Below are 10,938 nucleotides of genomic sequence, written 5' to 3' on the forward strand. Positions count from 1 at the left end.
GCGATTTGTCGCAGCGGGAACTGATTCCAATAGCGGAATTCCCGCATGGAGAGTCTGTAACGTGCACCGTATGCTCGCCAACAGTGAATAGAAGACCGTTTTACTCATCTGACAAGCGGAACACTATGAAACCCAATATCAAAGCCTGCGGGCAAGCCATGGCCACGGCTCTGGTCAATGCGGTTCTGGCAGTGGCGCTGATGCTCCTCGTGGAGTTTGCGATCAGTGGCAGCTTCCAGGTCCCCAAGCCCTATCTTTGGGCGGGCTTGCTGATCTGGCTGGTCATCTTTGCGGGACAGTTCTGGCGCCAGCGCCACCTCTGCAAGTCGCATGAACCGACGCGCGAATCGCACGGCCCGTCACACGGTAAGTCTACGCTTTGAATCATTCCCCTTACTCAGAAATAAACGGGGACTCGGGAAGGAAATGAAAGCCTGGCAAAGCAGGTTCCGGGTATAAACCCGGAACCTGCTTTGCCAGGGTGAGCCAGGCCTACTGCCGGATACCTTCGACAGAAATGATCATCTCAACAGTCTCGGAGACCTTTCCAAGATCCATCGGGATTCCGAAATCTTCCAGACGAAGCTCGGTTTCGGCTTCAAAGCCCATGCGGTAACCACCCCAGGGGTCTGCACCGTGGCCGACCATTTCAGCATTCAGCGTCACTTCTCTGGTAACGCCACGCAGAGTCAGGTCGCCAATGATGTCGGCGTCACCTTCACCATCAACCACCACCCGCTTGCTCTTGAATGTGGCCTGCGGGAACTCAGCAACGTAAAGGAAGTCTTCGCTGCGCAGATGCTTGTCACGCTCGGCGTGGTTTGAATCAACGCTGCCGGTGTCGATGGTGACATTAACAGAGCTGTTTTCCGGGTTTTCCGCGTCGTACACGAACTGGCCATCAAAATCATTGAATCGGCCATAGAGCCAACTGTAGCCGAGGTGTGAAATCCTGAAGGTAATGAATTGATGGGTGCCCTTGGTGTCAAACGCATAGGTGCCGCTGTGTTCATCGGCATGAGCTACGCCCGCAAGTGCCATCGATACAGCGGAAGCAAGCAGAGCTTTTTTCATGGTTATCTCCCTTATTTCATTGATGCCCAACGCCCGGGCGTTACACGAATTCAGGTTCGGATGGCGCGACCCTTACTTCCCCAGCATACGAAGTAGCGTGTTATCGCGATCAATAAGGTGGTGTTTGAGAGCGCCAGCCGCATGCACCAGGGCCAGGCCGACAATCGTCCAGGTCGTCCAGTAATGGACAGTTCCGGCAACATCCTCCATGCCTTTTATCTGACCGGTCACCGAAGGTACCTCAAACCATCCAAACACACTGATCGAGGAGCCGTCGGCTGTTGAGATCAGATAACCGCTGACCATGGCCACAAAAATGAGCAGATAAATGAGTGCGTGGACCAGATAAGCGCTTCGGACTTCCCAGGGCTTGTGGCCAGGCGGCGATACCGGCGACACGCTCAAAACTTTCCAGATAATCCGGAAGACCATCACCGCCAAAAGCAGAATGCCGACACTGCGGTGAATGTCCGGAGCCCTTTTGTACCATTCATGGTAATAGGACAGATCCACCATCCAGTATCCCAGCCCGAAAAGGCCAAAAATTGCCAGGGCAACAAGCCAGTGAATGGCGATCGCCACCAAACCGTAGCTGGATGCTGTATTCCGGATTTGCATGATGAAAATTCGCCTCGGCCCCTGGTCCAGATTTCGTTGTTGAAGTGTAGAAATGTGGCTTCACGAAAAAAATCAAAATCTTTTGCCGTCTTACATCAGAATTTCTGACCAACCTCTCATAATCTTTGCCTTTGTAACCTTTGCCTTTGGTCGCATACGGGTATTACGGATTGCCCGAAATTATAGCAGCGCTAAACTTTAAGCATATTTCAATGCCCCGTCCGGGGGCCTCATTGACCGAGAGGACAAGACATGGAACTTGAATTCGACGAAAGCGTGGTTGTACCCAGCAACAACTGATTTCCTGGCGGTCCTCCCGGGCCGCTGGGTTTAATTCTCCGCACTCTGACTGACCGCAATCCGCACTACCTCGCCGCAAAAGATACAAACCGTTTCCAGTTTCTACATGAAACAGTGGTAATAAACGCGTTTTTTTGGCAGTCTTCCTTCCAACTATCAGTAACTTCAGGATTTTTCAGTAATATCTGTACTGATAAAAGACAGTTCAGGCGTCTGATTCGGGCGACTGATGCATTCGTTTAATTAACCAGAATCGTCTATGTCGAAACGCCTCCCTGAAAAGCTGACGGCTCCGGAAGTGGAACTGTTATCCCCTATGCTGAAAAGGGAAGGTGACCGATGGACCGCTGATTTCCGGGGGCTTACGCTCAGAACGGCGCTTCAGCCCATCTACAGCATTTCCCACAAGCGGATCGTCGGCTACGAAGCGCTTATCCGCGCCTTTGATAACGACAACTCGGCCGTTCTCCCGCTGCACCTGTTTCAGCTTCCCGATTCCACCGCGGAGAATCTGCTGCTGGACCGTCTCTGCCGGTATCTTCATATACGCAACTACAGTGGCATCAGCGACCAACTGAACTGGCTGTTTCTGAACGTATCGCCGCAGGTGGTCACCAGCGGCAGCCAGGCAGATTCTTTTTTTGGTCAGCTACTCGCCAAAACCGGCCTTCCTTCGCACCGAATTGTGATGGAGATCGTGGAGCAACCAACGGATGACGCGGAGAGACTTCGGGAAACAGTCGCCTATTACAAAAAACTGGGTTGCCTCACCGCCATCGACGACTTTGGCGCCGGCCATTCCAACTTTGAGCGGATCTGGAATCTGTCGCCGGATATCGTGAAGCTGGACCGGAAACTGCTGACCCGGGCAACAGAAGATCACAAGGCCCGACAGATTCTCAACGGGATTGTGTCACTTCTGCATCAGTCCGGCTGCCTGGTACTGCTGGAAGGCGTCGAAACCCGTGACCAGGCGATGATCGCCATTGATGCGGGTGTCGACTTTGTTCAGGGTTTCTATTTCCGCAAGCCAAGCACGGACCTGGACCAGCTTTCCCACGCGCCTGCGGATTTCGACCAACTGCTGCAGGAATACAAGATTCGTAATCAGGTCACCCTGGACCCGACGAGACAACTGGTCGATTTTTTCAGCGGTTTCTTCGATCATGCCATCACGAAGCTGCGTAACGGCCAGGGTATGCAGGAATCCTGCCTGGAACTGCTGAACCACCCGGCGGTTTCGAGGTGCTATCTGGTGGATGACATGGGCGTACAGATTGATGACACGCTGGTATCCGACACCGGCACCCGCTGCCTGGACCCGCGCTTCAAACCCCTGGAGAGCACCAGCAGCGCTGACTGGTTCCGCCAGCAGTATCTGCGCCAGGCACTGGCTCAGCCAGAAAACCTGCACGTAACGGCACCGTACCTCTGCGTTACCGGCGCCTACATGTGCGTTACCCTTTCGCTCGGCTACTACCAGAATGGAAAGCTGCGGGTCCTGTGCTGCGACATTCTCGCCAACCCCGCAACGCCACCCTTATAGCCCCGGGTTTATGCCGTAGACCATGGCAATAACCGCAACCGTTACCAGGCCGACAAACACATTCATTGGCACGCCGACACGAACAAAATCACTGAACCTGTAACCGCCGGGACCGAACACCATCATGTTGGTCTGGTACCCCAAAGGCGTGGCAAAGCTCGCCGACGCGGCCATCATTACGGCGATCACAAACGGCTCTGACGCTACCCCCATACTGCTGGTCATGGAAAGTACAACCGGAAGAATCAGCACCGCTGCGGCGTTATTGGTGATCACTTCCGTCAGCACCGACACGGCAAAATAAACCAGAAAGACCGTAAGTAACACATGCCCCTGGCTGAGTTCCAGGATGCCCTCGGCGACAAAGCCTGCGGCACCGGTCTGTTCCAGCGCCGCCCCCATCGCAAAAGACGCAGCGATGGTCAGAATCACAGGCACATCCACCGATTTCTGGGCCTGACCGACCGAACAGCAGCCAGACAGAATCATCAGCGCCGCGCCCAGCAAGGCGGCGTTCAGCAGGCTCAGGATGCCGCAGGCTGCCAGGCCAACCAGAACCAACAGGATCCCCCAGGACAGCCAGGCGCGATCGTGCCGGGGGGTCTCTGTTTCCAGGTCGTTGATCAGCAGAAAATCCTTATTGTAACGCTGGCGACTGACAAACGCTGGCCGGGCTTCCAGCAACAGCACGTCACCTGGCTTCAGGCGAATGTTGCCCAAATTGCCGGATACCCGCTCTCCTCCCCTGGCAACGGCCAGTACCACCGCACCATAACGGTCCCGGAAACGGGCATCCCGGATGGTCAGCCCAAGCACATCAGACTGGGGCGACAAGGCCGCCTCGACCAGGCGCCGCTCTGCCCTGTCTTTGCTCAGGCTCGGCTCGTCTTCATGGACGGAGGGTACGATGCCGTTGATACGAAGCAGATCCGAAATGGCCTGGGTATCACCTGCGAACACGAGGCGATCACCACCTCTGAGCCGCTCTTCGGACGGCACCGCCGTTACCACGCTGCCATCACGCTCAATTTCAACCAGATAAAGCCGTTCCAGCTCCCGAAGTCCCGCTTCGCCAACGCTTTTGCCCACCAGCGGACCGTCGAACGATACCGCCACTTCCAGAGTGAACTCCCGCATGCTGCCGAACTTCTGCTGATCCTTACGGTCAGGAAGCGCTCTGGGCATAAATATCAACAACGCAGACACGCCGATAATTGCGACCGGCAGCCCCACGGCGGTAATGGAGAAAATGGAGAAGCCCGGCCCGCCGGTCAGCTGCTGGTACTGACCATTGACCACCAGGTTTGTGCTGGTGCCGATCAGAGTGAGGGTACCCCCGAGAATTGCTGAATAGCTCAGGGGAATCATTAACTTGGAGGGGGAAATGCCAATTTTCCGGGACCAGGCGTGGACCGCCGGAATCATGGTAGCCACAACGGGGGTGTTATTCAGGAAGCCGCTTAAAAGAGACACCGGAAGCGCAATTCGCACCTGGGCCGAACGGACTGTTTTGGGATTGCGAAGCAGGTGGTGTACCAGCAGATCCACGCCGCCGGAATGATGGATGCCCGCCGCCACCACGAACATGGCGACAACGGTGATAAGACCACTGTTACTGAAACCGGCAAGGGCCTGATCGGCAGAGACAATACCGCTGACACTGAGCACCACGAGCACACCCATCATAACCAGATGGGGCGCAAATCGCCCGGAACTCATCAGTACCAGCGCAGTGCCTGCGAGGCCCAGCGCAAACCAGCCTTGCCAGTCCATCAACGGTTCTTCCCGATCAGAAAACTGGCAGGATAACGAGTTTGAAGAATACTTAGAAAGAATAAAGGATGCTTTTTATAGCGCGAACGGGAATATCAGACTGCGATATCCGCCATGTTGCCGTAGGCTTCCAGCCATGCCCTGCGATCGGATGCGCGCTTCTTGCCGAGCAGCATATCCATGCGGCTGTCGGTATCGTCACCGTCTTCAATGGTCAGCATCACCAGACGCCGGGTATCCGGTGCCATGGTGGTTTCACGAAGCTGCAGCGGATTCATTTCACCGAGACCCTTGAAGCGGGTAACTGAAATCCTGCCCTTGCGCTTCTCCGCCGCAATGCGGTCAATAATGCCCTGCTTTTCGTGCTCATCGAGGGCATAGAAGGTTTCCTTGCCCAGATCCACCCGGTACAGGGGCGGCATGGCAACGAAAACGTGGCCGGCGGCAACCACCGGACGGAAGTGTTTTACGAACAGCGCACACAAGAGTGTGGCGATGTGCAGGCCGTCGGAATCGGCATCCGCGAGGATGCAAACCTTGTTGTAACGGAGGCCGTCCAGCTGATCTGAACCAGGATCCACGCCAATGGCCACGGCGATATCGTGCACCTCCTGGGACGCCAGGATCTCGCCCGAGTCCACTTCCCAGGTGTTCAGAATCTTGCCCCGCAGTGGCATCACCGCCTGAAATTCACGATCCCTGGCCTGTTTTGCGGAGCCACCGGCGGAGTCACCCTCCACCAGAAACAGCTCCGAACGGGCGGTATCACTACCGGAGCAGTCCGCCAGCTTGCCGGGCAGGGCCGGGCCGGATGTCACCCTTTTACGTGCCACCTTCTTGCTGGCCCTGAGACGACGCTGGGCATTATTGATAAACAGCTCCGCCAACGCTTCCGCCACGTCGGTGTGCTGGTTCAGCCAGAGACTGAAGGCGTCCTTGACCACGCCGGAGATAAAGGCCGCCGCTTCCCTGGAGGAAAGGCGCTCCTTGGTCTGCCCGGAAAACTGCGGTTCCTGCATCTTGAAGGAGAGTACATACGCCGCCCGCTCCCAGATATCCTCCGGGGAGAGTTTCACGCCACGGGGCAACAGGTTGCGGAATTCACAGAACTCACGCATGGCTTCGAGCAGGCCGGTGCGCAGACCGTTCACATGGGTTCCACCCTGAGCGGTCGGAATCAGGTTGACGTAGCTTTCCATGACCGCTTCACCGCCTTCCGGCAGCCATTGAATCGCCCAGTCCACGGCTTCCTTGTTACCCGAAAAGCTGCCGGTGAACGGCTCCAGTGGCACGGCTTCAATGTCGGCCAGCGCAGTGAGCAGGTAATCCCGCAAACCGCCCTCATAACACCATTCATCTTTTTCGCCGGTTTTTTCCTGCAGGAAAGTCACCGTCAGGCCCGGGCACAAAACGGCCTTGGCACGCAGGTTATGGCGAAGCCGGCTGACGGAAAAACTGGGGCTGTCAAAGTATGTCAGGTCGGGCGTGAACTTCAGGCGGGTACCGGTGTTGCGCTTGCCCACCGTATCGATCACTTCCAGCTCGGAGGCCTTCTCGCCATTGGCAAAGGTCATCCGGTGCAGTTGGCCGTCCCGCTTGATGGTGATTTCCAGGTGCTTGGACAGGGCGTTCACAACGGAAACACCCACACCGTGCAAGCCACCGGAGAAGTTGTAGTTGCCCTGGGAGAACTTGCCACCGGCGTGGAGGCGGGTCAGGATCAGCTCAACCCCCGACAGGCCCTCTTCCTTATGCAGGTCCACCGGCATGCCCCGGCCATCGTCCTCGACACTCAGAGAGCCATCACTGTAAAGCACCACGTCAATACGCCGGGCGTGGCCCGCCAGTGCCTCATCCACACTGTTATCAATCACTTCCTGTGCCAGGTGATTGGGCCGACTGGTATCTGTGTACATCCCGGGGCGCTTGCGCACCGGATCCAGGCCACTCAGTACTTCAATAGCATCGGCGTTATATTGTTGCTGGCTCATGGGCAGGAACTGACTCCGCGATTGATATGAAAAACTGAGCCATAGCTTAGGGATTCGTGAAGAAAGATCAACGGTTGTTTTCGGCGCGGGTGATCCGGATATCGTTCCAGCCTTCGGCGGCTACTGCGATAACCGCGCAGGGGGTGGTCAGGGCCTGGGTGACCATTGTGCCGGGTGCCGGTTCGGCAACCCTTATGGTGAGCTGCAGGGTTCCATCAGCAACTTCCGAGCTCTCCAGTGTCACTCCGAAGCCTCCTGTTGGCTTTTGCCCGATGGAGGCAAGCACAACATGTTCTCGCTGATAATCAATATCCCTGAGCGCCTGAAGTGAAAAGGTGCGCGCCGGCAGCGCTTCAAGACGCGCCAAGTCCTCCAGGCTGCCGATATGGAGATATCCGGGCGCAGTCAGACCGCAATGGGCCGACTGGGCAACCTGCCTGGCGAAAGGCGCGCCGGCATCGGTCTCGGTCTGACTGACAGCACAGCCGGCACTCAGGATCCCCGCCGCTATCAGACTGCTACGAATCAGTGGTTTCACGTTCATGGAATCCGGGTCGCCTTAACGCGGGTGGACTGACTGCCAGTCTGCTCCGGGAGTAACCGGTAACCGGTGAAATCCGGCCTGGGCAGAAGCTCTGGCGAATTTACAGACAGGGCGGCCGGTCTGGAATAGCTCGTGGTCATGCGAAGCCCGGTCACCGGCTGATTCTCGCGCACTTCGACCACCTGCCGCAAACCGGCAACCGGGTACTCGGCACAGGCCTCGCCGGCATGACATATAAAGCCATCGTTATCGAGATCGGTTCCGGCAACCAGGAAATACTCGCCGGGCGGCACTTCATTCTGCAGCTCCGGGGCCTGACCGTCGTCCGGAAGGAACTCGAACTGATATCGGCCTTCGTTTACCGTTGCGACCGCCTGGCCCACGGTCACAAAAGTATTCGTTTGAGGATCGGGTTCCGGTTCCACCAGCAAAACGAAATGCCGGCCAGCGTCCCGGGCCTGTTGATCGGTGACCTGTCGGCCAATCACGGGTACCGTCAGAATAGCCTGAGATTCGGTGCCGGAATCGTAGGTGATTTCAAGAACACCCCGGGAGGACACCCCGGGCTTGAGCTTCGCCGGGTCCAGGACCAGAGCTAGCTGGGCAGGCGAGTTGCCCGAATTCATCTCAAACGGAAGCGTTCCGGATGCCAATGAAGCGGTAAACCAGTCATCTGAAGCAGAAATCCCGATAATCGTGACCGCATAATTGCCCAGCGGTGACAGTTCAATGCTCTCACTCGATGATAATCCAGTCTCCGAGGAGAGGTTCACAACCGCCGGTGATGCCGTCAGTAACTCCGGCGGATTTCCGGAAAGCACAGCCTGAACGGCTTTGCCCGCATCCACAACACCATAGCCCAGTTGATCGGTTCGGCTGCAGCCCGGTTCACAGGGTGGCGCAGTCAGATCTCCATTCCTGAGATAGCCTTCGATGGCGGCAGAATTCAGTACCGGGCTGGCTTCTTTCATAAGCGCCAAGACGCCCGACACATGGGGCGCCGCCATGGACGTTCCCTGTAACCCGCGATAGACCGGCTGCAGTCGATCATTCACGAAAGCGGCGCTGGTGCTACTGACCAGGTCGCCCTGGCCATCGCCGTTTCCATCGCGACTTGCATCGCCCCCGGGAGCGGCCAGATCAATCGTGCCACCAGAATTGGAATAGGATGACAGGTTGCCGGCGCCGTCCACGGCGCCGACCGAGAATACCTTTTCCAGGGCCGCCGGACAGGAAGGTTCACTGGTGGCCGAATTGCCAGCAGCCGCGACATAGACAATACCGGCGGCGACACCTGCATTGATAAATTCCTGGAGACTCATGAAGTTGTCATCAGGATTGATCGAGGAAATAGCGGGATCACCGCAAGGCAATCCACCCAGACTAAGATTAACGATGTCTGCGGACCGCCTCGACTGATCACCAAGCACCCACTGCATGCCCTCAAGCAGATCAGCGAGCGTGCCAGAGCCACCCTCGCCCAATACCCGCACCGGCATCAGGTTGGAGCCAAAGGCAACACCGGCGCCACCACTGCCATTAACGGCTGCCGCCACCGTGCCAGCAACATGGGTCCCGTGGTAGACGCTGCCGCCCACAGCATTCCCGGGATCGGCGGGAAAACCATCGCCGTCTACGGCGTCGAAGCCGGCGACGACATTGGCCGTCAGGTCCGGGTGCCACTGCCCGCCATCCCGGAACAAGCCAGTATCCAGAACCGCCACGTTCACACCTACTCCGCCGCCGGGGGCGAGCTGCCAGGCCACCGGGCCATTGATCAGGCTGTAATGCCACTGCTGCCCCAGCACCCGGCTGGCGTAAAAAGGCTCATCCACCGGCGTGGCCAGCGCGCGGGTCTTATAGTTTGGGGATGCGTGCCCGATGACCGGGTCGGCTCTCAGGCTCCGGATCCAGGCAAGGGTCTGTTCTGCCGGGCTACCCTGCTTCAACGCCGCCACCGCAGCGGGGCGCCGGACCATCCAGAGTCCGGGGGCGATCTGGCGCCCTGGTGCCATCAGTGCACTGGCTGGAAGCCCGCTGCTTCGGACACCGGGGTCGCGCAGGGAAACAATCGCCTCATCCTGAACAAATTGGTGATTTGGCCAGTCATAGGCAGTAGCGTTGATGGTTTCTGTTCTCGATGAGGACAGGATATACAGCATAGGCGACTCGCCAAGCGCTTTAACAGAGACTGTGTAGTCACCCACCTGTTCACTGTTAAGGACGATGCTTACGGACGCCCCGTTACCGGGTGCAATTGCCTGCCCGACATTCGTGCCGTCGGGCGCTTCCACGCTCAGCAGCAAATCAGACGCCGTTCCAAGCCTCGTGATAAAGCTCTGCAGGGTGAGTTCCAAACCGGCCTGCAACGATGCCACGTACCGATCCTCTTGATCGGGAAAGTACTGGAAGGCGTCAAACTGCCCGGGCAATAGGCGGTAGTCCCTGGCCTGCAACGTATCGCTCACATAGCCCGCAAGAACAAACTCAGGCGGTAAGAGCTGCACCGTGGTCAGCGGGGCACGCCCAAGCAACGCATCCGCGTTATCAGCATCGACCCGGGTGCCCGCCTCGATGTCGATAGTTCCGGCGAGAGCAACCTGAGCTGATGGCTTTCCGCCCCCGGAGCCTCCACCGCACCCGACCACAACCAGGGCAAGTGCCACAGGCATGAATGTTTTACCAACGTTGCCGGGAACCGACGCCAGCGCCATAAACAACACTCCCCACCTTTTCCATCAGCATAACCCATCCCAGCCGGCGTGTTATTTACTGAGTGTTAACCGATACGTGGACTGATGCCCCTGGATGATCGAGTAGGAGGGGGAGTTACCTCCCCCGTCCTCTCACACCACCGTACGTACGGTTCCGTATACGGCGGTTCATGGCTGGCTCTGAAGCCGAGTCATCGTATCCAACAAGCTTACCAGAGACAGGCGGTTAAAGACCTGCTTGGGGAGTGCGGCATTCATATGCGATGCCCCGCTATTCCACCAAGGCCCGCGCCCGTTTGTCGCGCTTTTCCAAGCCCGTTCCTCCACCAGTCCAAGCCGCATCAGGTTGCGAGCTCGAGTGTGAACTCGCTTCCATTG

General features: G+C 57.5%; 8 protein-coding genes and 1 pseudogene. 2 read left to right on the forward strand and 7 right to left on the reverse strand.

The window, feature by feature from the left end:
* The first annotated feature begins 125 nt into the window (after positions 1 to 125).
* Positions 126 to 383 carry a hypothetical protein gene (locus AC13C0_RS07570; RefSeq protein WP_482954223.1) on the forward strand — a complete coding sequence of 86 codons (258 nt, stop codon included), beginning with the start codon at positions 126 to 128 and terminating at the stop codon, positions 381 to 383.
* A gap of 109 nt (positions 384 to 492) precedes the next feature.
* Here the strand turns inward: AC13C0_RS07570 and AC13C0_RS07575 are convergent, their stop codons facing one another.
* A complete protein-coding gene (locus tag AC13C0_RS07575) occupies positions 493 to 1,074 on the reverse strand; it encodes a YceI family protein (protein ID WP_482954224.1) in 582 nt (193 codons plus the stop codon).
* Positions 1,075 to 1,146: 72 nt separating this feature from the next.
* The gene (locus tag AC13C0_RS07580) at positions 1,147 to 1,692 is read right to left on the reverse strand and encodes a cytochrome b (protein ID WP_482954225.1); all 546 of its coding nucleotides are present in this window, start codon (positions 1,690 to 1,692) and stop codon (positions 1,147 to 1,149) included.
* 559 nt (positions 1,693 to 2,251) lie between these two features.
* On the opposite strand from AC13C0_RS07580, the gene AC13C0_RS07585 reads away from it, so the two are divergent.
* Positions 2,252 to 3,538 (forward strand): EAL domain-containing protein, encoded by a 1,287-nt coding sequence (locus tag AC13C0_RS07585; RefSeq protein WP_117617843.1) that lies wholly within the window; start codon positions 2,252 to 2,254, stop codon positions 3,536 to 3,538.
* Here AC13C0_RS07585 and AC13C0_RS07590 read toward each other — a convergent pair.
* From AC13C0_RS07590 to AC13C0_RS07610, 5 genes and pseudogenes are all read right to left on the reverse strand, one after another.
* Positions 3,533 to 5,311 (reverse strand): SLC13 family permease, encoded by a 1,779-nt coding sequence (locus AC13C0_RS07590; RefSeq protein ID WP_117617844.1) that lies wholly within the window; start codon positions 5,309 to 5,311, stop codon positions 3,533 to 3,535. The two genes, AC13C0_RS07585 and AC13C0_RS07590, sit on opposite strands and share 6 nt — an antisense overlap.
* A 95-nt stretch (positions 5,312 to 5,406) precedes the next feature.
* Positions 5,407 to 7,302 carry a DNA topoisomerase IV subunit B gene (parE, locus tag AC13C0_RS07595; protein WP_341582421.1) on the reverse strand — a complete coding sequence of 632 codons (1,896 nt, stop codon included), beginning with the start codon at positions 7,300 to 7,302 and terminating at the stop codon, positions 5,407 to 5,409.
* 67 nt (positions 7,303 to 7,369) lie between these two features.
* Positions 7,370 to 7,846, reverse strand: a complete 477-nt coding sequence (locus tag AC13C0_RS07600; protein WP_117617846.1) for a protease complex subunit PrcB family protein — start codon at positions 7,844 to 7,846, stop codon at positions 7,370 to 7,372.
* Positions 7,843 to 10,560 carry a S8 family serine peptidase gene (locus AC13C0_RS07605; RefSeq protein ID WP_482954226.1) on the reverse strand — a complete coding sequence of 906 codons (2,718 nt, stop codon included), beginning with the start codon at positions 10,558 to 10,560 and terminating at the stop codon, positions 7,843 to 7,845. The genes AC13C0_RS07600 and AC13C0_RS07605 overlap by 4 nt, the downstream gene beginning before the upstream one ends.
* A 168-nt stretch (positions 10,561 to 10,728) precedes the next feature.
* A pseudogene (locus AC13C0_RS07610) lies at positions 10,729 to 10,938 on the reverse strand (group II intron reverse transcriptase/maturase); the annotation flags it as partial.

The sequence above is a fragment of the Marinobacter sp. B-21 genome, from assembly GCF_056857895.1.

What these genes read in the sequence shown, in the direction of transcription:
- AC13C0_RS07570 (WP_482954223.1), top strand. Translation starts at nt 126, where the DNA reads ATGAAACCCAATATCAAAGCCTGCGGGCAAGCCATGGCCACGGCTCTG.
- AC13C0_RS07575 (WP_482954224.1), bottom strand. Translation starts at nt 1,074, where the DNA reads ATGAAAAAAGCTCTGCTTGCTTCCGCTGTATCGATGGCACTTGCGGGC.
- AC13C0_RS07580 (WP_482954225.1), bottom strand. Translation starts at nt 1,692, where the DNA reads ATGCAAATCCGGAATACAGCATCCAGCTACGGTTTGGTGGCGATCGCC.
- AC13C0_RS07585 (WP_117617843.1), top strand. Translation starts at nt 2,252, where the DNA reads ATGTCGAAACGCCTCCCTGAAAAGCTGACGGCTCCGGAAGTGGAACTG.
- AC13C0_RS07590 (WP_117617844.1), bottom strand. Translation starts at nt 5,311, where the DNA reads ATGGACTGGCAAGGCTGGTTTGCGCTGGGCCTCGCAGGCACTGCGCTG.
- parE (WP_341582421.1), bottom strand. Translation starts at nt 7,302, where the DNA reads ATGAGCCAGCAACAATATAACGCCGATGCTATTGAAGTACTGAGTGGC.
- AC13C0_RS07600 (WP_117617846.1), bottom strand. Translation starts at nt 7,846, where the DNA reads ATGAACGTGAAACCACTGATTCGTAGCAGTCTGATAGCGGCGGGGATC.
- AC13C0_RS07605 (WP_482954226.1), bottom strand. Translation starts at nt 10,560, where the DNA reads ATGGCGCTGGCGTCGGTTCCCGGCAACGTTGGTAAAACATTCATGCCT.